We start from the raw sequence: 25,795 nt of genomic DNA on the forward strand, positions 1-25,795 counted from the left end.
GGAGGAGTTGTGCGACATCGTATTCTGACGCTGTTGCTGGGGTTGGCGGTGCTGGTCACCGCTGGCTGTGGCTTTAATCTGCGCGGCACCACTCAGGTGCCACCTGAACTGCAAAAGCTAATCTTGCAAAGTAGTGACCCATATGGCCCATTAACTCGGGCGATACGTCAACAATTGCGTTTAAACAATGTAACCATTGTTGATGACCCAATGCGTAAAGATTTGCCGACCCTGCGGATTCTCGGTTCCACCGAAAATAAAGATACTGTGTCAATCTTCCGCGACGGCGTCACGGCTGAGTATCAGTTAGTGTTGCATGTTCAGGCGCAAGTGCTGATTCCAGGTCATGATATTTACCCAATTCGGGTCAATATCTTCCGCACTTTCTTCGATAACCCGTTAACGGCGCTGGCCAAAGATGCTGAAGCTGAGGTTCTACGTCAGGAAATGCGTGACCAGGCGGCGCAGCAGTTAGTACGCAAACTGTTAGTCGTACATGCTGCAGAAGTTAAAAACGCGCAGGAAAATGGCGCGACGCTGACCGGCAGTCACCCGGCTACGGATACCGCAAAAACCGCGGATGTCGAAGAGATTAACATTGGCAAACCGGCCATCAGTACTACAGCCCAATGATCCGAGTTTACCCTGAACAACTTGTCGCGCAGCTCCATGAGGGGCTGCGCGCTTGTTATCTGTTATGTGGTAACGAACCTTTACTGTTACAGGAGAGTCAGGATCACATTCGCCGTGTGGCAGCATCACATAATTTCAGCGAACACTTCAGTTTTTCACTGGATGCCCACACTGAATGGGAGAATATCTTCAGTCTCTGTCAGGCGCTGAGTTTATTTGCCAGCCGTCAGATACTGCTGTTGAATTTCCCCGACAGTGGATTAACGGCCGCCATGAATGAGCAATTAGTGAAATTATCTGGTCTATTGCACCCAGATATTTTGCTGATATTGCGGGCCAACAAACTCACTAAAGCCCAGGAAAACAGCGCCTGGTTCAAAGCCCTCAGCCCAAATGGTGTGGTCGTCAGTTGCCAGACACCTGAGCAAGCGCAGCTTCCGCGTTGGGTGAACACCCGCGCCAAGAACTTGAATCTAGAAATTGATGATGCTGCTGTCCAGCTACTATGTTACTGCTATGAAGGTAACTTGCTGGCATTATCCCAGGCCTTGGAACGGCTGTCACTGCTTTACCCCGACGGCAAGCTAACACTGCCCAAAGTCGAGCAAGCCGTCAACGATGCTGCACATTTCACCCCTTACCACTGGCTTGATGCCTTGCTGGCCGGGAAAAGCAAACGTGCCTGGCATATTTTGCAACAGTTACAGCAAGAAGACAGTGAACCGGTTATTTTACTGCGCACACTTCAGCGCGAGTTATTGCTGTTGTTAACACTAAAACGCCGGATGGAACAGGCACCTTTGCGAACATTATTTGACCAATTCAAAGTGTGGCAAAATCGCCGTCCGATGATGACTCAAGCACTACAGCGCCTCTCCATGCAACAACTGCAACAAGCCGTGCATTTATTAGCGCAAATGGAGGTTCGCCTAAAACAGGACTATGGCGAGTCGATTTGGCCCGAGTTAGAAACGCTGTCTATGCTGATATGTGGAAAAATTTTACCTGAGAGTTTTTTTGATGGCCAATAAATCCCCGACACGCGCCCTGCATGCCCTGTTCGGTGGTACTTTTGATCCGATTCATTATGGCCACTTAAAGCCCGTTGAAGCATTAGCTCAACAAGTGGGTTTGCAACACATTATTTTGTTACCCAATCATGTCCCCCCCCATCGCCCGCAACCTGAAGCTAATGCACAGCAGCGGTTAAAAATGGTCGAACTGGCCGTGGCCGGCAATCCACTGTTCAGTGTTGATTCACGTGAGTTATTGCGCGATAGCCCATCATTCACGATTGATACACTGGAATCACTACGTAAAGAACGTGGTGCTGAACAACCTTTAGCGTTTATTATTGGGCAAGACTCATTATTGTCGCTTTATAAATGGCACCGTTGGCAATCTTTGCTGGATGTGTGCCATTTGTTAGTTTGCGCTCGTCCTGGCTACTCACAAACCCTGGCCACACCTGAGCTACAGCAATGGCTTGATGACCATCGTGTTTTTGACTCACAGGCACTGAGTCTGCAACCACATGGGGCAATCTATCTGGCAGATACACCTTTACTGGATATTTCTGCTACCGACATTCGCCATCGGCGTCATAATGGTGAAAGTTGCGATGATCTGCTGCCGCGTGCTGTACAGCGATATATTGAGTTACAAGGTTTGTATCGCGGCTGAGGGTTTATATCGCGATGCATTGACCCATGTTATACTCCGCCGCTAAATTTCAGGTATTCGCTGAAAACCCCTGTGAATTAGCATAAACAGCTGGCTTTCAGCGGCATCCTGCCGATAAATACATCATAACAGTTCATTACCGGTCACCGTCCACGGGATATCCCGCGAAACAGCACCAGAGAACGTTATGCACAGAAATCACCCGAGGGGGAACCTTTGCAAGGTAAAGCGCTCCAAGAATTTGTTATCGACAAGCTCGATGATTTGAAAGGCCAAGACATTACGACTCTGGATGTGCAGGGTAAATCCAGTATTACTGATTTTATGATTATCTGTACTGGCACCTCCACTCGCCATGTTATGGCGCTGGCAGATAACCTGGTTCAGGAATCGCGCGCAGCTGGCATGATACCTTTGGGTATTGAGGGTCAAGGTGTCTCTGACTGGGTTGTGGTCGATTTAGGCGAAGTGATTGTGCATGTCATGCAAGAAGAAAGCCGCCGTATGTACGAACTGGAAAAACTCTGGAGCTAAGCGGTGAAACTGCAACTGGTGGCCGTCGGCACCAAAATGCCAGACTGGGTGCAGACAGGTTTTCTTGATTACCTGCGCCGCTTTCCCAAAGATATGCCCCTCGAGCTGGTAGAGATACCTGCCGGGAAACGGGGCAAAAACGCCGATATCAAACGCATTTTGGAAAAAGAAGGCGAGCTGATGCTGGCAGCGGTTGGCAAAAACAACCGCATTGTTACGTTGGATATCCCAGGAACGCCCTGGGAGACCCCGCAGTTGGCTCAACAATTAGAACGCTGGAAGCAGGATGGCCGTGATGTCAGTCTGCTGATTGGCGGGCCGGAGGGATTAGCCCCAGCCTGTAAAGCCGCCGCCGAGCAGAGCTGGTCGCTCTCTCCGCTGACGCTACCCCATCCTTTAGTGCGCGTTTTGGTGGCTGAGAGCCTCTACCGTGCCTGGAGTATTACGACCAATCACCCCTATCATCGGGAATAAGTGGGCGATGAACCTGAGTCAAGTGATGGATCTAAGTAAGATGCTAGTTTTGCGCAACACGCTGGTTTTGGACCATATGAAGTAGCTGCGGGATGAAAAAAGAACCTAATCCTTTTCGCGACTATTCGGCTGAATCAGCCTTGTTTGTCCGCCGTGCCCTCGTGGCTTTCCTCGGTATCCTGCTGTTAAGCGGGATATTGGTTGCGAACATGTACAATTTGCAGATAGTCCGTTTTGAAGACTATCGCACCCGCTCCAATGAAAACCGTATTAAACTGGTTCCTATCGCCCCCAGCCGCGGCATGATATTTGACCGTAACGGCATCCCACTGGCGATGAACCGGACAATTTATCAGTTAGAACTGATGCCGGAAAAAATTGAAAACCTCTCTGCAACCCTCAATGCCCTGCGCCCGATAGTTGATCTGACGGATGAGGATATTGCCAATTTTGAAAAAGAGCGTAAGCGCTCACGTCGCTTCACCTCCATTGCGGTGAAAACTCCCCTTTCCGAGGTGCAAGTGGCCCGTTTCGCGGTTAATCAATTCCGCTTCCCCGGCATTGAGGTCAAAGGCTACCAACGCCGCTTCTATCCCTATGGTTCGGCACTCACTCACGTCATCGGCTATGTTTCTAAAATTAACGACAAAGACGTAGAACGCCTGGATAAAGAGGGCATTCTGGCTAACTATGCTGCAACACACGATATCGGCAAGTTGGGAATTGAGCGCTATTATGAATCGGTCCTACACGGAAAAACCGGTTATGAAGAAGTTGAGGTGAATAACCGTGGCCGTGTTATTCGCCAATTGCATGAGCAGCCACCACAAGCCGGGAAAGATATTTATCTAACACTCGATTTGCACCTGCAAACCTATATTGAACAATTGCTAAGTGGCAGCCGTGCCGCTGTTGTGGTCACAGACCCGCGCAGCGGTGGCATCTTAGCTTTGGTGTCCAATCCAAGCTATGACCCAAATTTGTTTGTTGATGGTATCTCCAATAAAGATTATCAGGGGTTATTGAATGACCCTAACCGCCCATTAATAAATCGCGCCACTCAAGGTGTTTATCCACCCGCATCGACGGTCAAACCTTATATCGCCGTTTCTGCACTGAGCGCCGGAGTTATCAACAAAAACACCAGCTTATTTGATCCCGGCTGGTGGCAGTTGCCGGGTTCAGAAAAACGCTTCCGTGACTGGAAAAAATGGGGCCACGGCCGATTGAATATCACCAAAGCACTGGAAGAATCAGCCGATACGTTCTTCTATCAGGTCGCGTATGACATGGGGATTGACCGTCTATCCTCATGGATGAGCAAATTCGGTTATGGTGAATATACCGGCATCGACTTATCAGAAGAACGAGCTGGCCTGATGCCGACTCGAGAATGGAAGCAGAAACGCCATAAAAAGCCGTGGTATCAAGGGGATACCATCCCAGTAGGGATCGGGCAAGGCTATTGGACGGCCACACCAATCCAGATGGCAAAAGCCCTTATGACACTGATTAATGACGGGGCGGTGAAAACACCGCACTTGCTCCAAAGCACCCGCATTGATGGCGTGTTAGTGCCTTATCAGCAGGAAGATAACACCCAAATTGGTGATATCCACTCCGGTTATTGGGAAATTGCCAAAGACGGTATGTATGGTGTAGCCAACCGTGCGAACGGTACCGGGCGTAAATTCTTTGAAGGAACGCCCTATAAGGCGGCGGCTAAATCAGGTACGGCACAGGTTTATAGCTATGAAACCTATAATGCCCACAAAGTGGCAGAGCATTTACGTGACCATAAATTGATGGTTGCATTTGCGCCCTATGAAAATCCGACAGTATCTGTTGCCATGATCTTAGAAAATGGTGGTGCCGGGCCTGCGGTGGGGACGATTACCCGCCAAATCCTCGACCATATTTTGTTGGGCGATAACAACACCGAATTACCGGATGCAGCACCTCTGCCTCCGGGCGTTGAAGCAGATTAGTTGCAGCGGATTAAGGTAACTCATGACTGATAATCAACAAAAAGGCTCTTTGTGGTACAAAATGCACATCGACCTGCCGTTTCTGATTTGCGTACTGGCGCTGCTGGCTTATAGCGCTTTCGTCATGTGGAGCGCCAGCGGGCAAGACATGGGCATGATGGAGCGCAAAATAGGCCAAATTGCCATGGGGCTGGTGGTGATGCTGGTGATGGCGCAGATACCGCCGCGCGTCTACGAAAGCTGGGCTCCCTATCTTTATTTCGTGTGTGTTATTTTATTGGTCCTGGTCGATGCATTTGGTCAAATCAGTAAAGGGGCACAGCGCTGGCTCGATTTAGGGTTTATCCGCTTTCAACCCTCTGAAATTGCTAAAATTGCGGTTCCCTTGATGGTTGCCCGCTTTATGAACCGCGATGTCTGCCCGCCGTCGTTGAAAAATACCGGCATTGCCCTGATTTTGATCTTTATGCCGACTTTATTGGTTGCAGCACAACCCGACCTCGGAACTTCTATCTTGGTGGCTGCCTCCGGCTTATTCGTTTTATTCCTTTCCGGGATGAGCTGGCGCTTAATCGCCATTGCGGCCATTTTGGTTGCTGCATTTATTCCCATTCTCTGGTTCTTCCTGATGCATGACTATCAGCGCGATCGCGTGATGATGTTATTGGACCCGGAAAGTGACCCACTCGGCGCGGGCTATCATATTATTCAGTCTAAAATTGCTATTGGTTCCGGTGGGTTATCTGGCAAAGGCTGGCTTCACGGCACTCAGTCACAATTGGAATTCTTACCTGAGCGCCATACCGACTTCATCTTTGCCGTGCTGGCAGAAGAGTTAGGCTTGATTGGTGTGCTGGTGTTATTAGCGCTCTATCTGTGCCTGATTATGCGGGGTTTGGTGATTGCCGCCCATGCACAAACCACCTTCGGCCGAGTTATGGTCGGTGGATTAATGCTGATACTCTTTGTCTACGTGTTTGTTAACATAGGAATGGTCAGTGGAATTTTACCGGTGGTTGGCGTACCTTTGCCATTGGTCAGCTACGGAGGCTCGGCACTGATAGTGCTGATGGCCGGGTTTGGTATCGTGATGTCGATACATACTCATCGAAAAATGTTATCTAAGAATTTATAGAGGTGAGCAATGCGTAAGGAATGGCTTTGGGTCGGCATCGCAGGCGTGTTGTTATCAGCATGTACCAGTCAGCCCCCGGCACCGCAGCAACAAGTGCAGCAGACATACAATGGCCCAGTCGAAGAGATAGGCGGTGCAGAGCCACGATATGAGCCGTTTAATCCTAATTTTAATCAGGATTATAAAGTAAACGGCCAATCCTACAGCATCGTCAAAGACCCGCAGAACTTCAGTCAGGTTGGTCTGGCCGCGTGGTATGGAGAAGAGGCAAACGGTAACAGCACGGCGACGGGTGAAATTTTTGACCCAAATGCCTTGACCGCGGCTCACCCAACTTTGCCTATCCCTAGCTATGTGCGCGTCACTAACATCAGCAATGGCCGCCAAATTGTGGTGCGCGTAAATGACCGTGGCCCCTATACCCCAGGCCGAGTGATTGATTTATCCAAAGCCGCCGCTGACCGCCTGAATATTTCGAATAACACCAAGGTGAAGATTGATTTTATTAATGTGGCTCCTGATGGCTCATTATCAGGCCCTGGAATGGTCGGCACCACCATCGCCAAGCAAAGTTATGCGCTACCAACCCGCCCTGACCTGACCTCCAGCGGTATGGGCACGCCAATTCAGCAGGATGCTCCCGCCGTAAACACTGCGGTACGGCCTATCGATAATAGCCATTTATCTGGCGCTGATGCCACACAGCCGGTTGCACCACAAAGCAGTGGGTTCCTGCGCGCATCAACCCCCGTCCCGGCTGGCGTACTGGAAAGCTCCGAGCCGGTAAGCCCACCGGTGGTCGCCAATCCGGGCCCGGTGACCTCACCAGTGGCGACCGCCGCCGCCCCATCGTCCGGTGGTTATGTGGTTCAAGTGGGGGCATTAAGTGATGCCGGGCGAGCTCAAACCTGGCAGCAAAGTCTGAGCCAACGTTTTGGTGTGCCGGGAAAAGTCGCCACCAATGGCAGTGTCCATCGTGTTCAACTGGGGCCATTCAGCAGCCGCCAACAGGCGATTGCACTGCAACAGCGTCTGTCAAATGAAGCGCAGCAGCAGTCATTTGTGGTCGCTGCCCCTTAAAACATACATACCTTGTAGCAATTTAAGGTTCGTCGAATAAAAATAACCGTAACTCTCTGTGCAAACAGAATGTTACGGTTTAAAGCATGACTATGACCGCGCGGATAAATCTGCCGGTAAAATATATAAACGCCGCAGAGTACGGGGTTCACAGGGTGTCTGTGACAACCTCATCTGATATGATGTGGCACGTTTTTAACTTACTTCCACGGATGTTGTTGTCCTGATCATGAAATATGTAACTACTTCTCGCATTATCAAGAGCCTGGCGCTCGGCACTGTTATCGTTATGAGTGCAGCATCTGCTGCGAACGCTGATGACGTCAATTTAAAAACCATGATCCCCGGCGTCCCACAAATCGATGCAGAAGCCTATGTTCTGATTGATTACAACTCCGGCAAAGTATTAGCAGAAATGAATGCGGACGCGCGCCGCAACCCCGCCAGCCTGACAAAAATGATGACCAGCTATGTTATCGGTCAAGCCATCAAAGCGGGTAAAATCGGGCCAGAAGATATGGTGACCGTGGGTAAAGATGCTTGGGCGACCGGTAATCCAGAGTTCAAGGGCTCCTCGTTGATGTTCCTAAAGCCTGGTGACCGAGTGCCTGTATCTAAATTGACCCGGGGTATCAACTTACAATCGGGTAATGATGCTTGTGTGGCTATGGCCGATTATGTTGCGGGCAGCCAAGACTCATTCGTTAATCTGATGAATAACTACGTTAATGCTCTGGGCCTGAAAAACACCCATTTCAAAACGGTTCACGGCTTAGATGCTGATGGTCAGTTCAGCTCCGCCCGCGATATGGCTTTGATCGGCCAAGCTTTAATTCGTGATGTGCCGGATGAATACGCCATTTATAAAGAGAAAGAATTTACCTTCAACAATATCCGCCAAACTAACCGCAATGGCTTATTGTGGGACACCAGTTTAAACGTTGATGGCATTAAAACCGGCCATACCGAAGCGGCGGGTTACAACCTGGTGGCATCGGCCACTGATGGACAAATGCGCTTGATTTCCGCGGTGCTGGGTGGTCACACCTTTAAAGGCCGTGAAACAGAAAGTAAGAAACTGCTGACTTGGGGCTTCCGCTTCTTTGAAACAGTTGCGCCACTGAAAGTGGGCAAAGAATTTGCCTCTGAGCCAGTCTGGTTCGGTGACAGTGACCGCGTACAGTTAGGGGTTGATAAAGACGTCTATCTGACAATCCCACGTGGCCGAATGAAAGACCTGAAAGCCAGCTATGTACTCAATACCCCTGAAATTCATGCGCCACTGGCGAAGAATCAAGTGGTCGGGATGATTAACTTCCAGTTAGATGGAAAAACTATTGATCAGCGCCCATTGGTGGTGATGAATGAAGTTAAAGAAGGCGGCATTTTCAGCCGCATGGTGGACTACATCAAGCTGATGTTCCACCGCTGGTTCGGCTAATCACCGGGCTTGAAAAGCCAAAATCTATCCCCATATTATAAATAATATGAAACTCCCGCTCCGGCGGGAGTTATAATTTTATTGTCGGGTCATTTTTATCCTCACCGTGGCCGACAATAAACGGTCTGCCAACACCCCAGGAGCGCACATGAAAACTAAACTGAACGAACTGCTTGAGTTCCCTTGTTCCTTTACCTACAAGGTAATGGGCATTGCCGAACCTCAGCTGGTTAACCAGGTGGTTGAAGTGGTACAGCGCCATGCTCCGGGCGATTATACCCCACAGGTAAAACCGAGCAGCAAAGGCAATTATCACTCTGTTTCCATCACTATCACCGCGACCCATATCGACCAGGTGGAAACGCTGTATGAAGAATTAGGTAAACTTGAATTGGTCAGAATGGTGTTGTAGCGCCATTTAAATAGTGCCCATTCAGCTATGGCCCGTACTGCTGACTCAGCCGTCGGGCCTTATTCTTTTACGACCAAATTATCTCTTTCATTTGTCAAAATAGTAGCTCCTCACTGCTGGACTGGTATACTGACGCCACCATTTCTGTAACCAAATGATGCCTCGCTTGCAACAATACAAGTTAGTTTTACGTCAGCTAGGGTTACAACCCTATGCCCCCGTATCTCAAGCCATGCACAACTTCACTGAGTTTCGAACTGATACCAGCGCGGATGAAATTTGGCTGGTTGAGCATCAGAAAGTCTTTACTCAGGGTCAGGCTGGCAAAGCCGAACATGTTCTTCTGCCCGGTGACATTCCCGTCATCCAAAGTGACCGTGGCGGCCAAGTCACCTACCATGGCCCCGGCCAGCAAGTCATGTATGTCATGATTGACCTCAAGCGGGCCAAATTGGGTGTCAGGCAGTTAGTCACCGCCATTGAGAACACGGTAATTGAAACATTGGCCCATTTTGGCATCGAATCCCAGGCCCGCCCGGATGCTCCCGGTGTCTATGTCGGCCAACAGAAAATTTGCTCATTGGGCTTGCGCATTCGTCGTGGCTGTTCATTTCACGGCCTGGCCTTAAATGTTGCCATGGATTTGGAGCCTTTCCAGCGTATTAATCCATGTGGTTATGCAGGGATGCAAATGACGCAAGTCAGTGCGCTAAAAACGGGTGCCACTCTGGCTGATATCCAGCCAATATTAGTCCGCGAATTTATTCGTGAACTGGGCTATCCACCGGCAGAACAGCAGCCGTGGTTATTAACTGACTATTTATCATCTAACGTATTGTAAGCATGCCATTAATGCCGCTAACACCGCGGTGACCTCAAGCCGAAAAAATAAACCCATAAAAGTGGGGGCTGAAGGGACGGAACAAAGATGATATAATTTTTAAACAATTTTCAAATATTTTTTAACGAACGCCGCATCTCGTTGAACTTAATGAAAAATCTCAAATTGAGAGATTCAGAACTGGAACCTGCACGATTATGAGTAAACCGATTCAGATGGAACGCGGCGTCAAATACCGCGACGCAGATAAAATGGCGTTAATCCCGATTAAAACCGTGGTTACCGAACGCCAAGAGCTGCTACGTAAACCCGAGTGGATGAAAATCAAGCTTCCTGCTGACTCCAGCCGCATTCAAGGTATCAAGGCAGCAATGCGTAAAAACGGTCTGCACTCGGTTTGCGAAGAGGCATCCTGCCCTAACCTGTCGGAATGCTTTAATCACGGCACCGCCACCTTTATGATCCTCGGCGCGATTTGTACCCGCCGTTGCCCATTCTGTGATGTTGCCCATGGCCGCCCAGTAACACCGGATACCAATGAGCCAGAAAAGCTGGCCCAGACCATTAAAGATATGGGCCTGCGCTACGTGGTTATCACCTCTGTTGACCGTGATGACTTGCGTGACGGCGGCGCTCAGCATTTTGCCGATTGCATCTCAGCAATTCGGGCCAAGAATCCAACGATTAAAATTGAAACCTTAGTGCCTGATTTCCGTGGCCGGATGGATCGCGCGCTAGATATTTTAACGGTCACACCACCGGATGTGTTTAACCACAATCTGGAAAACGTACCTCGGGTATATCGTCAAGTTCGCCCAGGCGCTAACTATGAATGGTCGCTTAAATTATTAGAGCGCTTTAAAGAAGCCCATCCCAATATTCCGACCAAGTCGGGCTTGATGGTGGGTTTGGGTGAAACCAATGCTGAAATCGTCGAGGTTATGCGCGATTTACGTCGCCATGGCGTCACGATGCTGACTCTGGGGCAATATTTGCAACCTAGCCGCCACCATTTACCAGTGCAGCGTTACGTCAGCCCTGCGGAGTTTGATGAAATGAAAGCCGAGGCGATGGCTATGGGCTTTACACATGCGGCTTGTGGCCCGTTTGTGCGGTCTTCTTACCATGCCGACCTGCAAGCAAAAGGGTTGGAAGTAAAATAAATCCATCGGGCCTGAAGTCACTGTTTAGGCAAACTTGATTGAAATATTTTATTACATCTAAAAAGATTACAATTAAAAACGGATCTCCATTGGAGGCCCGTTTTTAGGTTTATTAGCCCGAATTTACCCCAACCAAAGTAGAAATACAGATAACACTTCGGCTAGTGAATAATCATTCTATTACGCCAACCGAAGCATGTCTAAGCCGGGCAAATATCATCAGTCTTTATGTTCGATTGAGGGCTTAACTTCTGTTGCCGCTTTTGATTCAGCCGTTGTGCTGGCGGCAGGAGCATCATCATTGCCCATCGCTTTTTTAAAGCCTTTCAGGGCTGCACCTAAATCCGCGCCCAGAGTGCGCAGTTTACTGGTACCAAACAACAACACAATCAATATGCCGACTACCAGCAATTTGGTAATACTGATACCTTCCATACACACCTTCTTGATTAGCACTGTTTATTAAATCATGGGCTATTTACGAATAAATTGTTGTTTAAAACAAGAGTAATATGTAACAGATTTCGTTAGTGAACTATGATTTACTCAAGAGTCTATTATCACTTATTTTGACTCATCCCGGATGAGACATTGCCGTTAACATCCCCCCAAAGCAGAAACAACGAGGGAGTCGCCAATTGCCTTATTCAAGTAGAATAAATACCCGCCGATCCGGGTTAAGTTTTGCCAAAAGGACTTATTTACCCCGTATATTTGGCTTAGGTGTTGGTATGTTTTGTGTAGGCTCAGTGCTCTACACTCAGAATGCCCCACTGTGGCTATGGTTCATGCTCGTCTTGAATGGGCTAGCATGGCCACATATTGCTTACCTGCTGGCATCACGCTCAGAACAACCATTTGAGCAAGAAATCATGAACATGAAAATAGACTCAGCACTGGGCGGTATCTGGGTCGCAATCATGTCATTCAATGCCCTGCCGTCCATCGTTATTCTCTCCATGATGAGTATGAACAATATTGCTTCTGGCGGGAAAAATATTTTTTGCAAAGGCCTGGCATTGCAAATTGCCTGTAGTTTACTCACCGCCTGGATATTTAATTTACCCTTCAAACCTGAAACCTCACCGTTACAGGTCTATGCCTGCCTACCCATGATAATTATCTACCCCTCCCTACTTGGATTAGTCACTTATCGAACCGCAAAACGTCTGGCCGAAAATAAAGAAGAATTATTGCGTATCAGTGTAAGAGATGGCTTAACAGGGCTATATAACCGCAGGCATTGGGAACATCAACTCCATAACCAATTTGATAGTTGTCGGCGCTATCAACATGGCGCTACATTGATTTTACTTGATATTGATAACTTCAAATCTATTAATGATACCTTTGGCCATGCAGTCGGTGATGAGGCCATTACCATTCTTGCCGAAGAATTATTACTGGGGCTGCGAGCTATCGATATTGTTGGCCGCTATGGAGGGGATGAGTTCGGTGCTATTTTACCGAATACCACTGCAGAACAAACGCGGGAAGTATTAACCCGAATCCAAGAAAGACTGGCCGATATAATTTTCACCCAAGCTCCGCCATTAAAACTTAGAGTCAGTGCCGGTATCGCCGATTATCGGCACGATATGATTAACTATCAACAATGGCTAAAAGCTGCTGACTCAGCGCTCTATCTAGCGAAAGACAATGGGCGTAATCGCATTGAACTCGCCAGCTGAATAGCAAACTATGCCCAATAGATTTAAAGATAAGGGGATACAAATTAATATTCAGTCAGTGTAATATTAATCCCCAAGCTCTGGAGATGACATTCCTCCAAAACCGCCTTTCAAGGCTGATGATGTCTACGTAACCTTTTCAGTCGGGTTCGTAGCATTACGCCTAAGCCTTTCTGAAAAGATCCCTGAATAACGACAAGATACCAACATGATGGTATTCCTAAAGAAAGGTGTTTATGTTTAATACATTACTTGCAGTATTTATTGGTGGCGGTGTGGGCAGTGTCGCCCGTTGGTTAGTCAGCATGAAGCTAAACAGCTTCTCACCCAATATTCCGCTGGGAACACTTATCGTCAATTTAGTCGGGGCTTTTATTATTGGCCTGACATTAGCGCTATTTACCCGCATGGCACATATTGACCCCACTTGGAAGTTGCTGATTACTACAGGTTTTTGCGGCGGCCTAACTACGTTTTCAACCTTTTCTGTTGAAGTCGTCTATTTACTTCAAGATGGGAAGTTAGCTTGGGCGGCAGGCACCATTATACTTAATCTGGCCGGTTCACTCGCAATGACCCTATTGGCTTTCATGCTGGTTAATTACTTTTCTGGCCAATTATGATGGTTAGATACGCCGCTGTTTGCACCGTCTTAATGTTTTCTTAATCTACCAACCGGATAATTATTTAACAGAGAGCAGTTCGCCGATGGGGTGACTGATGTGCTGAATAGAACCTATGTTTAGTTTACCTAAAACAGGAGCCGAATGGCTGGCAGTCATTTTTTGCGTAATTATCATGGTCGCCTTTTTAAAGGTATATCTCTTCTAGTTGCCTCCCCACTTATAACCCGCCTTCCGCTGCTATAAATAAAAAACCCGCCTGATAATAATGAGGCGGGTTTTAAGAGATATGGGCTACTTAGATAGCGATAACATTAGCAGCAGATGGCCCTTTGGCACCGTTCGTGATTTCAAATTCTACACGCTGGCCTTCAGCAAGAGTTTTGAAACCGTTGCTAGCGATGGCTGAGAAATGAACGAAAACGTCCTTGCTGCCATCTTCTGGGGTAATGAAACCAAAACCTTTAGCTTCATTGAACCACTTAACGCTACCTTTAATCTTAGACATCAAACTTACCTTTACGTGAATGTTGGACACAAAATGTGTGTCCAATACAGTACAGCAATAGAACCGTTTTTTGTCCACGGCAGAGATCACAAAAAACAGAGAAAAAGTGAAAAACCCACCTTTCATGCTCAATTTATAGCACAGAAATCCATATTTTTTCCTTTTTCAACTCACCCTAACTGGCCCTAAAAAAGGGTCAGACTGTATCTGAAAGCGATTCCCCTGTATTATACTTATCTATTGGATACGCTAATATGAGATGCATGATGAACGGCAGAATAACAACTTTTTTTGAAGATAAAGGGTTTGGCTTTATCACCGATGAAAACGGAGATAACCGTTATTTTCACGTTATTAAAGTTGCTAATCCCGAGATGATCAAGAAAGGTGCTGAAGTGACTTTCGAGCCAACAACCAATACTAAAGGGTTGTCAGCATTTGCGGTGAAAGTGGCAATTGAAAGCAAATACATATTTATTGCCAATGAGAGAATCAAACTCACCAGTATCAAATCCTTCAATACCTTTACTAAAGAAGTTCCTGCACAGGCCGAAGTCGACAAAGCCAATACAGTTCTCTCAGTCAATTTACTGATGAATAAAATCCGGCCGCAGGATGAAGATATTTCAGAGAAAACTGTGCCATTAAGAATGTTATCAATAACAACCTTCCAGAATATGACTTATACATTCTCAGAACATGAAGTTGATATCGACAGCACCATTGCCAAGTTGAAGAGTATTTAGTTCCGATATTCTGTTACTCAAAACACCGTATCCCAGCCCCATAAACAGCCCCAAATCACTTTGGGGCTGTCCGGGTATTTCTGGGGTTTTGGCGCTGGCATCCCTGCCCGCTAGCACAAGAAAATCCCTTTGGTATTCTCTGATGTTGACGGAAAAAAAAACTAAAAACCCATTCATTTTTATCTTAACTATTTGAACATAAACATTTTAATTAACTCAACGTCCGTACGGGCACCCAGTTTCTTCATGGCAGATCGTTTCTGCCCACTGACGGTTTTCTCACTCTTTTTCAAAATTCTGGCAATATCACCACCCGAAAAACCTTCATTGAATAATTTCAAGACGATATTTTCATTAGGTGTCAAATACTGGCGTTCTGATGATGGTAAGCTCAATACTTTGGTGGATTTGCGATCAGCAAGATTCTCTTTCAGCCCGCGAATCTTGCGTTTAAAAACAGTCGCAATTTTGTTGGTAACAGTATCGACAGAGTCTTCTCTAAAAATTATTGTCACATTACTGAACCTTGGGATACCCTGCAGAAAGCTGTTCAATCGGGCATCACAAATCAAAAAAACATCTGCTTCTGAAGGCGCTTTATCCAGACGTTTTAAAGCCTCAAAAAAACTAAACTCATCCACCCCAATAAAAATGATATCTGCTGAATAAAATGCCTTACGATAGAATTTAAGCTCTTTTTTAAATCCTAACGATGTGAATATCCTTTTTACGATAGCTACCATACCCAATGTTTGATATTTATCGTTATCAACTATCATGCAACTTATCATATTGGCCACACTCGCTGGTGCTTCAGCACCCTGTGAATTGTTAACTCACAACTGTTTGTGATTAAATAAAAACCATTAAAATTATAGACATAGCTCAGAACACACCTTACTTTAAAGTAGACCATAGGGAAGCAGTGAGATATATAGGAAGTCAACACCGGAGAGTGTAGGAAACGTCTTTTTCTTAAAAGAATATTTCTTAATTGCTTATTTCGCGTTGAATCTGCTGGACGTGACAGAATTCGGATTCTATGTAAAAATAGTGAAAAATTAGTGGCCTAATAGGATGATTCTAATGCTGTACCTACGCCGTCTTAAACAGGCCACTCCATTTAATCTTATTTTAAGCCCAACGACTTTATGAGAAATGTCGGTTTACACGCACTGAAAACATTAAGCTGTTTTTCTGCTGTTACTTTTTATTCTGCCAGTAAAACCTGTACAGAGCAGTGTTTTTTAGGTGGTGAAGTAATGGGTGTTCTGTACTTTTTATCAATTATCGCCACCCCACTATTCTTTATGATTATTGGCTACATCGATTCAAATGATGAGATAGATCAAGCGGATATACTTAGAAAATTAAAATCCATTATAACCATTATTATTTTTTGGAACGTACTTTTCTACTTTATCAATGAAGATGGTTTCAAACGAGGTTATTTCCTGCAGAGTTGGCTTTTATTCAGCATTGCTATTATTTACCTGATCAACCCTATAATCTCTAAGGTGTTAAAAAGCAACAGAAGTGCAATCATAACCCTCTCATGTTTAGTGATATTCTCAGTTTCTATCGATTTAATTAGTGCATTCAGCGAAAGACCATATCTGATTGATTTCCCACAATACTTTAGATTGTGGACATGGATTTTCTATTATATGACCGGCAGGTTCCTATACTCCAAGGTTTGTCAGCAAATAACCAAAATGCCGAGAATACTTTTTGTGGCAAAAGTACTGCTTATCCCAACGGCCATCTCCATGTATTACTACGAAAGTTTTATGTCGATATATGTGTACAAAACAGTGAATGCAGGCTATTTCCTCGATAACCTGCATGTTTTAATTCTGAGTTTATGCTTATTCGTTATATTTGATAACTTTGACACTAAACATGCATGGATAAAGAAAACATTAGCCTATATCAGCCCATCAATGATTGGGGTGTATATTTTGCACGATGGGATTTTCTATTTTATTGCTAGCGCATATAATTTATCAGACGTGACATTGAGGTTCACATTGCTGTTATCAGTATTTGCGGCCTCGGTGTTGTTATCACGAGTTCTATTACTCAATAAATACACATCGCGTTTTATCTCATTTTGATTGATATGGCCCGCTGCCACTCTTACTGGCGGTGGGCACCTAAGGTAGAATATGCCCTTATCTCAAATGGTGCTGATTCAAATGCCACGCCAATAGCATCATCATCAAATGAAACAATACGATAGCACCGGCCATTGCCATCTCATTTTGTTATTGAATTTGAATCAAAGTCAGTGTATTGCCAAATACTGCGCCAGTATCTATATAGAGTTGGTTTTTAAATAATGACGGTTTGACTAACGGTGTATGACCGAAAATAAATTTATTTGCCCCGCTAATTTCATGACTTTCCCCCTTCAGGGCCATATTGAGGCGCTTACGGTTCCATATAACTAATTGCCCATCCACCCTTTTGCCGTAAACATACTCATCGGAGGGGTAATCAGCATGGGCGATAACATATTTCCCACTGTCGGTTGTTATCTCAATCACCAGTGGCAATTGCTCAACCTGTTTAATCAGTTGCTCAATCTGATATTTCTTGTTTCCTTCCAATGAGAAAAACCAACGGCCACCATTTGCAATCCAGGTATCCACGGCGGCACCGCCCACCAGCGCATCAATAGCCATCTGTTCATGATTGCCGCGAACAGCACGAAACCAATATGCATTAAGCAATTCAAAACATTCAGTATTCTGAGTTCCGCGATCAGCGAGATCGCCCACAGAGACAAGTAAGTCCGAAGAACGGTCAAAAACAACCTGATCCAATCTATCCATCAATTTTTTATAGCAGCCATGAATATCGCCAACAACAAATATACGTCGGTAATCACTGCCATTTATTTTTTGGTACATAACAGGCCTCACAGTCAATGCATTGCCTATCTTAACTGTAGTTCAATCGCTCGTTTTTTGACCTATTAGTGCTGAATTCAGCAAAAAATAGGGCGGATGTTATGACCACCAGCAGATGTCCATTTTTTGGATGGCCAATGAGCATCATGCCTGTACTCCAACAAATGTATTTGGTCAAATGGTGTGTCGAGCATGGGCCTTGCTTAGCTCGACTTCAATCTGACATGACAATGAGGGAATACGATGTCTATCTCTGCACGAAACCAATTATCTGGCATAGTCCATGCCATTGTTGAAGGTTCGGTCAATGATGAGGTTGTTTTATCTTTAGACGGTGGTGAAAAACTGACTACAGTTATCACCAAAACCAGCTGCAAAGCATTAGGCTTGGCGGTAGGGAAACCGGCAATTGCCTTGATCAAAGCACCTTGGGTTATTTTGGCTTCTTTGGATTGCGGTTTGAATTTTTCAGCGCGCAACCAATTTACGGGAAAAGTCCAAACCGTCACAAAAGGCGCAGTCAATTCAACTGTTGAAGTTATTACTGTTAATGGGCTAGCGCTGATTTCAGTTATTACAAATGAAAGCCTGGAAGAAATGGCATTATCTGTGGGAAGTGAAGTCACGGCATTATTTAAAGCATCGAGTGTGATTCTTGCTACCCAGAAAGCTTAAGAGTGGCTCATTTTTTTATAGTCTGTTTTATCATCGAATAAGCCGCCATCTGGCGGCTTATTTAACGTTGAGCACACGACAAAACTGTCGCACAATCACAGAGGCCGATATATGTCTCTGTAGTGAGCTAATCTTTCCCGGAAGAAATCACATTCATCTGGCGAAAGCTTTGCTTCAATCTCATCAACATTAATTTTCTTTCTTTGATTCTCCATAAAAGCAACCGTGGATGCCACAAAGTCCAGGCTGGTATGGCAATACGCTGAAACGAGTTTCTCAAGTGCTGACATGTTAACCCCCTTATGCGGCCTAGCACATCATATAGAATAACAAAAATAATTATATTTAAAATGAGACCAAGATCAAGCTACAGAGAATTGCTCACCGGTTAGCCCACATCTTGTGGATTCATTGATTTTGCTAACGTTAAACTAAAGCGGAATATTTTATTGTGAGTCGATGATTTTTAGCGGATTCTTCGTTATCGTTCGGATAGACTTGCTAAAACTTACAGTTGATAACAGGAACCGAAGTGAAAATAAGAAAAACAACACTGATTATGATAGCGATTGCGCTAGTAGTTTTTGCTTACACGTATTTTACCGGAGCCTAGTGCAGACAATCCTATGTTAAAAGTCATTGCTCAAGATTTTATAAAACCAGAACACATCGGTGATGTCATGCCACTCTATAAAGAGCTCGTGGCAATGACAAAACTTGAACCCCAGTGTATTTCCTATGATCTGTATATCAATCATAAAGATCCCGGTAACTTCGTCTTTATTGAAGAGTGGCCAGACCAAGCTGCGTTAGATATTCATTGCGCCTCAGAACATTTTCGCCGCCTAGTACCACAGATAAATCAATATCAGCGGAAAGAGTGCAATCTCATTTTTATGCACTCTTTTGAATAATATTGGCAGCAACTCGCTACACCGCAAGTTCCTCCTCTTCGTGATATTGATTCTGCCACATGGCTGCATATCGTCCGTTTTTCAACAATAATTCTTCATGACGACCGCGTTCAACTATCGAGCCTGCGTCCATCACAATAATTTCATCGGCATCAATGATGGTCGATAAACGATGAGCAATAACCAGCGTAGTATGGTTACGGCTAACCTCCCGCAGATGAGTTTGAATTTCGCGTTCGGTATGGGTATCAAGCGCACTGGTCGCTTCATCAAAAACCAAAATAGCCGGATTTTTAAGAATGGTACGCGCAATCGCCACCCGCTGTTTCTCGCCACCGGATAACTTAAGACCGCGCTCCCCTACCCGCGTGTCATAACCATCTGGCAAGCTAATGATAAAATTATGGATATGAGCCAGTTTTGCCGCACGTTCTATCTCTTCAAAGCTGGAAGAAGGCCGACCATAAGCAATGTTATAACGCAACGTGTCATTAAATAGCACCGTATCTTGCGGCACTATACCAATGGCTTCACGTAAACTTGCTTGAGTCACATTGCGAACATCCTGATCATCAAGATAAATTGCCCCTTTAGTGACATCATAAAAACGGAATAATAACCGAGAGAGTGTCGACTTACCGGCTCCAGAAGCCCCGACAACCGCCACCGTTTTTCCCGCAGGGATCGTGAAACTCACTCGATTCAAAATAGGTCTACGTGGATCATAACCAAAACTGACAGCGTCAAACCGCACTTCCCCCTTTATCAAGTGTAAAGCCGCTGCATCAGGGCGGTCGGTAATCTCTTTTTTCACCATTAATAAATCGAGCATATTCTCCATATCAATCAGTGCCTGTCTTATCTCGGAGTAAATAAAGCCGAAGAAATTAAGCGGTTGATATAATTGAAGAAGATAAGCATTCACCAACACAAAATCACCAATAGTCATGCGCCCCTGAGTAATACCTTGTGCCGCCATGGACATCATCACCACCAGCCCGATTGAGATAATAGCAGTTTGCCCCAAACTCAATGCGGTATAACTGAATTGATTCTTTATCGCTGCGTATTCATACAGTTGCCGTGAGGTATTGAAGCGCTCAGCTTCAAACTGTTCATTACCAAAATATTTGACCGTCTCATAATTGATTAAGCTGTCGATAGACTTGGTATTAGCGTCCGAATTGGCTTGATTTAGCTCGCGCCGAAAACGAGTTCGCCAACTAACGGCCATCACGGTAAACAGGATATAGCACACCACGGTCACCAAAATCGCAACCGCAAACCAGCCGTCTAACAGATGCCACATAATAAGAGAGACCAGTGTTATCTCAAATAAAATGGGGAATATAGAGAATAAGATACGCGAAAGCACGGTAGCAACCGCTTGTGTGCCACGTTCAATAGAGAGGGATAATCCCCCCGTTTGTCGGTCCAGGTGAAAACGTAAACTTAACTCATGTAATTGTTTAAATACCCGTAAACCCAGTAAACGCGTCGCGTTTTGGCTAACATGCACAAACATGACGTTACGCAATTCTTCAAATAGAGAAGCACTAATTCTTGCAACCCCATACGCAATTATCAGAGTGATGGGAATGGCCAGCATCTTGGCACTTTCACTGCTTAATGTATCGACCATCGCCTTATAAGCCAGCGGAACCAGTGTCGTGCTGACCTTAGAAACCACCATAAATATGACAGCAGCAATCAGGTAGTAACGGAGTTTCGGATTATTTTTAGGCCACAGATAAGGCAGCAAGAACTTGAGTATTCGGGAACGATCCATATTTATGTATTTATCATCTCAGGTGAAATTGCAGCCATTATTTTTTATATTCTGCCACGTATCAGAGTAATGGCCTAGTGAACAAAGCAATACCAAGAGTCATTGATGACCCTATCGTTGGCAAAGTTGAAAAAGTAAAACATTATTTTGTGAAAATAGAATATCTAATAAGCGGCTTTCAAATTGCGCTTTAATATACATATTCGAAAGCCGCGGTTAAGTGCATGTTTACTCGTCGAAAAACCAATAACCCTGATTAATCAGCTCAGTTAACTCAGCCACAAAAGCAGGATGATGTAATGCCTCTCCCAACTCTTTTTGGCCAATAATGGTATAGCGACACAGCGCATCAGCAGCTTTGGAGTCAACCGTTTCTAACCGCTCACTATTGATAAAGAAGCTATCTCCGACGTGCAGAACCCGTAATCCGCTCAAGCGGGTCAAGACCTCCCCTCCCATCAGGGCATCGACAATTTCAGCCGATTCGTAAGGGGGTTCTGCTGGAGCAATGTCCAACTCATGGCGCGGTGTTGTTGCAAAGCGGCCAAACCACTGTTTGAAATCTTCCGGCTGATTAATCATATCGATCATCATCCTACGCAGACGGTCGAGTTCATACTCTTCAACCTGGCCGGGGTGCTCTCGGCAAGTTAAATCAGGATCACTGTAATGCGCACCACCCAAATCATTTTCCAGTGCATAGTCAGCAAAGCTACTGATTAAATCCCGGCCATTCGGCCCGCGAAAACCGACTGAATAGTTAAAAGCAGTTTCATGAGTGAAACCATCGTGGGGGAAGCCCGGCGGAATATATAAAATATCACCCGGTGACAGATCCTCATCAATAATCGGAGTGAATGGCTCAACATGCAGCAATGCTGGGTGCGGACAAAACTGTTTTAGCGGCAATTTATCACCAACACGCCAACGGCGGCGGCCCATCCCTTGAATAATAAAGACATCATATTGATCAATATGCGGCCCAACACCACCACCGGGGACAGAGAAAGAGATCATCAAATCGTCCAAACGCCAGTCTGGCAACACGCGAAATGGCCGTACCAATTCAGCGGATGGGGCATGCCAATGATTAACCGCCTGGGCTAACAGCGACCAATTAGTCTCGCCCAGATGGTCAAAGCGCTCAAAAGGCCCATTACTCGCCTGCCACTGACCATTTGTATGGCTGACTAAACGGCTATCGACCTCTGCTTCCATAGCCAACCCCGCCAATTCATCCGGAGTAATCGGATCGACAAAATTCGGGAAAGCATTCTTTAATACAACCGGCTGTTTTTGCCAGTACTTTTCTAAAAATTCGGGCCAATTAAGGTTAAGTTGATAAGCCATATTTTATACCAGTAGGAAGACAAATGGCTTTAATTATAAAATGGCTAACATCCGCATCGCCTTGTCATTGGTCAATGACACTGCTCAGTTAAGTAAAAAAGCAGAATATCCAGCACTGAAAAAACTATCAAATACCTATCCTAACAGGGCCACAGCAAAAACAGCCAAGAGCGGCAACCATTCTCAATATAGAGGTAATTTATGCCGCCAATTACTCTCGAAAACATAATGAATAACCTGATATTCAAGCGCCACGGCCAATTTAGAACCCGGTCTTGCCCGTTTATTTAAACGGTTCTCATCAATACGGCTCATTTAACCTAAAGCTGCCGTTTGCCCCAAACACCCTATCAAATGATGATAACAATCAATATCTGCTTGAACTTAACACCGGATTTCTGCTAATTAAATATCAATTCGTAAGCTACGCTATGAGAGAATAAGCCTACGATTATATTTTGGATTACAGCGAAATTAAGGCCCGATATAATGCAGAAAAAATGGACAACTCAGTGGATTCCGGGGCTCACGACGTTCATTCATTATGATAGTGCAAATTTAAAATCTGATATTCGCTCAGGGCTTTCCGTTGCCGCCGTCGCATTACCCGTCGCCATTGCTTACGCCGAATTAATGGGCATCAATGCAATTGTAGGGCTTTATGCTTGTATTTTACCTATGGTTGTCTATGCGCTATTTGGTACATCAAGGCAATTAATTGTTGGCCCAGATGCAGCAACCTGTGCCGTTATCACCGCCGCAATCGCACCTCTTGCCCTTGGTGATCAAGATACTCTCTGGCAAATGGCTATTGCCATGACGATGATGACCGGATTCTGGTGTGTCATTGCCGGTCGCTTCCGTCTTGCCGTCTTTGCAGAATTTCTGTCCCAGCCTATATTGCAAGGGCTTTTGAATGGTGTCGCTATTACTATAATGGTTGGCCAGATTGGCAATATTTTGGGGCTAGAATCACTCCCATCAGATTTAATTAAATGCCTAATTGCTTTACCGCAAAAACTAGCCGATACCCATAAATTAACATTAATACTTTCAGCTACCAGCCTCTTTGTCTTATTCGCTCTACAAGCGCTACGGCCCACATGGCCAACACCACTTATAGTCATGACTATTGCAACACTACTAAGCTGGTATCTAGACTTCAACTCAATGGGAATAGCCATCATTGGCAGTTTAGGCCACGGATTACCCCATATATCCATGCCACATTTTGACCCTAACTTATTGCGTGAACTTATTGTCCCATCACTTAATCTCGCGGTCATCAGTATTGTGAGCTTTATGATGACGGTACAAAGTTTTGCCAGTAAAAACGGTTATGAAGTCGATATTGACCAAGAGCTATATGCATTGGGTTATATCAATATTGTTGCGGGGTTATCACAAGGGTTTGCCGTAAGTGCAGCAACAAGTCGCACCGCGGTCAATGACAGCAATGGGGGTAAAACCCAAATGGTGTCATTGATTGCTGCCTTAATGATTGCACTGGTGCTTTTATTCTTGGCACAAACTCTTAGCTTTATTCCTTTGGGAACACTAGGGGCTGTGCTTATTTATGCGGCATGGTCAATGTTCAGTTTTAAAGCGATATCCTCCATGCGAGCACATAATCGCTCAGCCTATATTCTGACTGTATTTACGTTAATAGCAGTGTTGGCTGTAGGGCTTATCGATGGTATTGGGTTTGCTATTATCCTTGGTGTTCTACAATTCCTTCGCACCGTATTTAAGCCAACAGATCAGTTACTTGGCACTGATAACCAAGGAGTAATTCACCCTATTAATCCTGAAAATGATATTAATCCTATCGATGGTTTAATCATGTATCGCTTCAATTCTATATTGACCTATTTTAATGCAACTTATTTTAAAAGACGTGTAACCCAACTGGTTAACAGTGCAACCATTGCCCCTAAATGGCTAGTCGTCGATGCAACCACCTGTTTTACTTATAATGATGCAAGTGTATTTGCGATGCTTAAAGAACTGATTCCAACTTTGAAAGAGAAAAATGTGACACTTATTCTTGCCGGCAGAAGTACAGAACTGTCTATTTGGCTAGCGAAGAATAATATATCCCATTACATGGAAGATCTTATCTTAGTACCAGACCTTTATTTTGCTGTCAAAATGATTCAAAAGGATGAAATCCAGGACAAAATAAAGAGACAAAAAGCCGCTATAGAATCTGCTCAAGATATTTAAATAGTGCTTTACAGTTAACCAGGCCAAACAGGCAATACAAGATAATTTGCACTTTGGCCTCTGGTTTTACTCACAAATAGCTACCAAGGCAGAGTGTCTTCTCATGCGGAATGACATCTCTCTGACTCGGTAGTGTCAAATATTAATCTACGATGACGCGACCATTAAGTGGCTGCACCGGACGATTGTTGCTGTGGTGAACAGCGGAACGAAATTGGCTAATTTGTTCGCCAGATGCACTAACTTGCTTATCAAGCACCAGCCAGCTCACCCCCTCAGTACATGGAGGCGTGGTCAATGAGCCACTGAAACGGTAGAAATTAAACTGTTTTGGCAACAATGCATTAATATCAAGCGGCTTATCCAATACGGCCGCTTGGTCAATAGTGGTAGGGATTTGCTGCCAAGCATGCGCCAATTGTGAATTCGTTTTACCCTCTTGGAACATCAGCGCCAAGACAACCAGTGCGCCCACTTTATCTTTATACACAAAATGTGCTTCCAACGGATACTGTTTGCCATCAATCTCATTCTCACTCGGGGCGTGGAAATGGAATTGTTGCAACGTAAATGTATCGCCATCCAGTTTTAGCGTATTACCATCACTAACATTAATCTGAATAGTGTGACCATTATTCACAATTTGTTGCTTGCCGGGCTGGAAAGCCAGTTCAAGTTGGCCGTGATGCGTTTTTAGCGCCCCTTTAATATTAACCGGGGACTGATTTTTACCTGTTTCACACAATGAGAAATCTGGCGATAGTTTACCCCAATGCGCTGGGTCTTCCTGCCCCTCATATCCCCAATGTGCATGTTCTGCGGCACTGATAGTAAAGCTGGTAGCCAACATAGCTGCCAATAATAGTTTTCGTTTCATTTCGAATCCTTTCCAAGCAAGAAAATGGTGCTAACCCTAATTGGTCACTGTTATTACGCGCAGGAGAGTAAACTCATTTTTTTTAAGGATAAATCAG

At 45.2% G+C, this 25,795-nt stretch carries 27 protein-coding genes and 1 riboswitch; of the genes, 19 read left to right on the forward strand and 8 right to left on the reverse strand.

Annotation, left to right across the window (positions count from 1 at the left end; all coding sequences use genetic code 11):
• Nucleotides 1-9 precede the first annotated feature (9 nt).
• From lptE to lipA, 12 genes are all read left to right on the forward strand, one after another.
• Nucleotides 10-633, forward strand: coding sequence for an LPS assembly lipoprotein LptE (lptE, locus tag D5F51_RS12940; protein WP_025377561.1), 624 nt, complete (start codon nt 10-12; stop codon nt 631-633).
• The gene (holA, locus tag D5F51_RS12945) at nt 630-1,664 is read left to right on the forward strand and encodes a DNA polymerase III subunit delta (RefSeq protein WP_129197165.1); all 1,035 of its coding nucleotides are present in this window, start codon (nt 630-632) and stop codon (nt 1,662-1,664) included. Before lptE ends, holA begins: the two co-directional genes overlap by 4 nt.
• Nucleotides 1,654-2,316, forward strand: coding sequence for a nicotinate-nucleotide adenylyltransferase (nadD, locus tag D5F51_RS12950; RefSeq protein WP_129197167.1), 663 nt, complete (start codon nt 1,654-1,656; stop codon nt 2,314-2,316). Before holA ends, nadD begins: the two co-directional genes overlap by 11 nt.
• A 216-nt stretch (nt 2,317-2,532) precedes the next feature.
• The gene (gene rsfS, locus D5F51_RS12955) at nt 2,533-2,850 is read left to right on the forward strand and encodes a ribosome silencing factor (protein ID WP_129197169.1); all 318 of its coding nucleotides are present in this window, start codon (nt 2,533-2,535) and stop codon (nt 2,848-2,850) included.
• 3 nt (nt 2,851-2,853) lie between these two features.
• A complete protein-coding gene (rlmH, locus tag D5F51_RS12960; protein ID WP_129197171.1) occupies nt 2,854-3,324 on the forward strand; it encodes a 23S rRNA (pseudouridine(1915)-N(3))-methyltransferase RlmH in 471 nt (156 codons plus the stop codon).
• A gap of 92 nt (nt 3,325-3,416) precedes the next feature.
• Nucleotides 3,417-5,312: a peptidoglycan DD-transpeptidase MrdA gene (gene mrdA, locus D5F51_RS12965; RefSeq protein ID WP_025377556.1), complete on the forward strand. Its 1,896-nt coding sequence runs from the start codon at nt 3,417-3,419 to the stop codon at nt 5,310-5,312.
• Between the two features lie 22 nt (nt 5,313-5,334).
• On the forward strand, nt 5,335-6,447 hold the full coding sequence (gene mrdB / locus D5F51_RS12970; protein WP_025377555.1) for a peptidoglycan glycosyltransferase MrdB: 1,113 nt from the start codon (nt 5,335-5,337) through the stop codon (nt 6,445-6,447).
• 9 nt (nt 6,448-6,456) lie between these two features.
• The gene (rlpA, locus tag D5F51_RS12975) at nt 6,457-7,527 is read left to right on the forward strand and encodes an endolytic peptidoglycan transglycosylase RlpA (protein ID WP_025377554.1); all 1,071 of its coding nucleotides are present in this window, start codon (nt 6,457-6,459) and stop codon (nt 7,525-7,527) included.
• Nucleotides 7,528-7,756: 229 nt separating this feature from the next.
• Nucleotides 7,757-8,968: a D-alanyl-D-alanine carboxypeptidase DacA gene (dacA, locus tag D5F51_RS12980; protein WP_025377553.1), complete on the forward strand. Its 1,212-nt coding sequence runs from the start codon at nt 7,757-7,759 to the stop codon at nt 8,966-8,968.
• A 148-nt stretch (nt 8,969-9,116) separates the two neighbouring features.
• Nucleotides 9,117-9,380 (forward strand): DUF493 family protein YbeD, encoded by a 264-nt coding sequence (ybeD, locus tag D5F51_RS12985; protein ID WP_025377552.1) that lies wholly within the window; start codon nt 9,117-9,119, stop codon nt 9,378-9,380.
• A 154-nt stretch (nt 9,381-9,534) separates the two neighbouring features.
• A complete protein-coding gene (gene lipB / locus D5F51_RS12990; RefSeq protein ID WP_129197173.1) occupies nt 9,535-10,221 on the forward strand; it encodes a lipoyl(octanoyl) transferase LipB in 687 nt (228 codons plus the stop codon).
• A 197-nt stretch (nt 10,222-10,418) separates the two neighbouring features.
• Entirely contained in the window at nt 10,419-11,384 is a 966-nt protein-coding gene (gene lipA, locus D5F51_RS12995) for a lipoyl synthase (RefSeq protein WP_025377550.1), read from the forward strand.
• Between the two features lie 219 nt (nt 11,385-11,603).
• On the opposite strand, the gene tatA is transcribed toward lipA, so the two are convergent.
• The gene (tatA, locus tag D5F51_RS13000) at nt 11,604-11,819 is read right to left on the reverse strand and encodes a Sec-independent protein translocase subunit TatA (RefSeq protein ID WP_129197175.1); all 216 of its coding nucleotides are present in this window, start codon (nt 11,817-11,819) and stop codon (nt 11,604-11,606) included.
• Nucleotides 11,820-12,022: 203 nt separating this feature from the next.
• Here tatA and D5F51_RS13005 point away from each other — a divergent pair, with 203 nt between their 5' ends.
• Together D5F51_RS13005 and crcB are read left to right on the forward strand one after the other, a co-directional pair.
• On the forward strand, nt 12,023-13,075 hold the full coding sequence (locus tag D5F51_RS13005; protein WP_129197177.1) for a diguanylate cyclase: 1,053 nt from the start codon (nt 12,023-12,025) through the stop codon (nt 13,073-13,075).
• A 73-nt stretch (nt 13,076-13,148) separates the two neighbouring features.
• Nucleotides 13,149-13,211, forward strand: a riboswitch (Fluoride riboswitch).
• 100 nt (nt 13,212-13,311) lie between these two features.
• A complete protein-coding gene (crcB, locus tag D5F51_RS13010; protein WP_129197179.1) occupies nt 13,312-13,698 on the forward strand; it encodes a fluoride efflux transporter CrcB in 387 nt (128 codons plus the stop codon).
• Between the two features lie 298 nt (nt 13,699-13,996).
• Here crcB and cspE read toward each other — a convergent pair whose 3' ends face one another.
• The gene (cspE, locus tag D5F51_RS13015; RefSeq protein WP_025377546.1) at nt 13,997-14,206 is read right to left on the reverse strand and encodes a transcription antiterminator/RNA stability regulator CspE; all 210 of its coding nucleotides are present in this window, start codon (nt 14,204-14,206) and stop codon (nt 13,997-13,999) included.
• A 266-nt stretch (nt 14,207-14,472) separates the two neighbouring features.
• Between cspE and D5F51_RS13020 the strand changes: the two genes are divergently transcribed.
• Nucleotides 14,473-14,952 carry a cold-shock protein gene (locus tag D5F51_RS13020; RefSeq protein WP_129199347.1) on the forward strand — a complete coding sequence of 160 codons (480 nt, stop codon included), beginning with the start codon at nt 14,473-14,475 and terminating at the stop codon, nt 14,950-14,952.
• Nucleotides 14,953-15,140: 188 nt separating this feature from the next.
• Here D5F51_RS13020 and D5F51_RS13025 read toward each other — a convergent pair whose 3' ends face one another.
• On the reverse strand, nt 15,141-15,731 hold the full coding sequence (locus tag D5F51_RS13025) for a helix-turn-helix transcriptional regulator (RefSeq protein WP_025377544.1): 591 nt from the start codon (nt 15,729-15,731) through the stop codon (nt 15,141-15,143).
• 372 nt (nt 15,732-16,103) lie between these two features.
• Between D5F51_RS13025 and D5F51_RS13030 the strand changes: the two genes are divergently transcribed.
• Nucleotides 16,104-17,069, forward strand: coding sequence for an acyltransferase family protein (locus tag D5F51_RS13030; RefSeq protein WP_129197181.1), 966 nt, complete (start codon nt 16,104-16,106; stop codon nt 17,067-17,069).
• 150 nt (nt 17,070-17,219) lie between these two features.
• Here D5F51_RS13030 and D5F51_RS13035 read toward each other — a convergent pair whose 3' ends face one another.
• Nucleotides 17,220-17,867: a metallophosphoesterase gene (locus D5F51_RS13035; protein WP_129197183.1), complete on the reverse strand. Its 648-nt coding sequence runs from the start codon at nt 17,865-17,867 to the stop codon at nt 17,220-17,222.
• 243 nt (nt 17,868-18,110) lie between these two features.
• Here D5F51_RS13035 and D5F51_RS13040 point away from each other — a divergent pair, with 243 nt between their 5' ends.
• The gene (locus D5F51_RS13040) at nt 18,111-18,542 is read left to right on the forward strand and encodes a TOBE domain-containing protein (protein WP_025377541.1); all 432 of its coding nucleotides are present in this window, start codon (nt 18,111-18,113) and stop codon (nt 18,540-18,542) included.
• 95 nt (nt 18,543-18,637) lie between these two features.
• On the opposite strand, the gene D5F51_RS13045 is transcribed toward D5F51_RS13040, so the two are convergent.
• Complete coding sequence (locus D5F51_RS13045; protein WP_025377540.1) at nt 18,638-18,832, reverse strand: glycogen synthase; 195 nt, start codon at nt 18,830-18,832, stop codon at nt 18,638-18,640.
• A gap of 336 nt (nt 18,833-19,168) precedes the next feature.
• On the opposite strand from D5F51_RS13045, the gene D5F51_RS13050 reads away from it, so the two are divergent.
• Nucleotides 19,169-19,456 (forward strand): putative quinol monooxygenase, encoded by a 288-nt coding sequence (locus D5F51_RS13050; protein WP_129197185.1) that lies wholly within the window; start codon nt 19,169-19,171, stop codon nt 19,454-19,456.
• A gap of 16 nt (nt 19,457-19,472) precedes the next feature.
• Here the strand turns inward: D5F51_RS13050 and D5F51_RS13055 are convergent, their stop codons facing one another.
• Nucleotides 19,473-21,245, reverse strand: a complete 1,773-nt coding sequence (locus D5F51_RS13055; RefSeq protein ID WP_129197187.1) for an ABCB family ABC transporter ATP-binding protein/permease — start codon at nt 21,243-21,245, stop codon at nt 19,473-19,475.
• A 228-nt stretch (nt 21,246-21,473) separates the two neighbouring features.
• Entirely contained in the window at nt 21,474-22,595 is a 1,122-nt protein-coding gene (locus D5F51_RS13060) for a ribosomal protein uL16 3-hydroxylase (RefSeq protein WP_129197189.1), read from the reverse strand.
• Between the two features lie 489 nt (nt 22,596-23,084).
• On the opposite strand from D5F51_RS13060, the gene D5F51_RS13065 reads away from it, so the two are divergent.
• Nucleotides 23,085-24,821 (forward strand): SulP family inorganic anion transporter, encoded by a 1,737-nt coding sequence (locus D5F51_RS13065; RefSeq protein ID WP_129197191.1) that lies wholly within the window; start codon nt 23,085-23,087, stop codon nt 24,819-24,821.
• Nucleotides 24,822-24,963: 142 nt separating this feature from the next.
• On the opposite strand, the gene D5F51_RS13070 is transcribed toward D5F51_RS13065, so the two are convergent.
• Entirely contained in the window at nt 24,964-25,698 is a 735-nt protein-coding gene (locus D5F51_RS13070) for a carbonic anhydrase (protein WP_025377536.1), read from the reverse strand.
• Between the last annotated feature and the right edge of the window lie 97 nt (nt 25,699-25,795).

This window comes from Yersinia hibernica (assembly GCF_004124235.1).
Taxonomy (GTDB): Bacteria; Pseudomonadota; Gammaproteobacteria; order Enterobacterales; family Enterobacteriaceae; genus Yersinia; species Yersinia hibernica.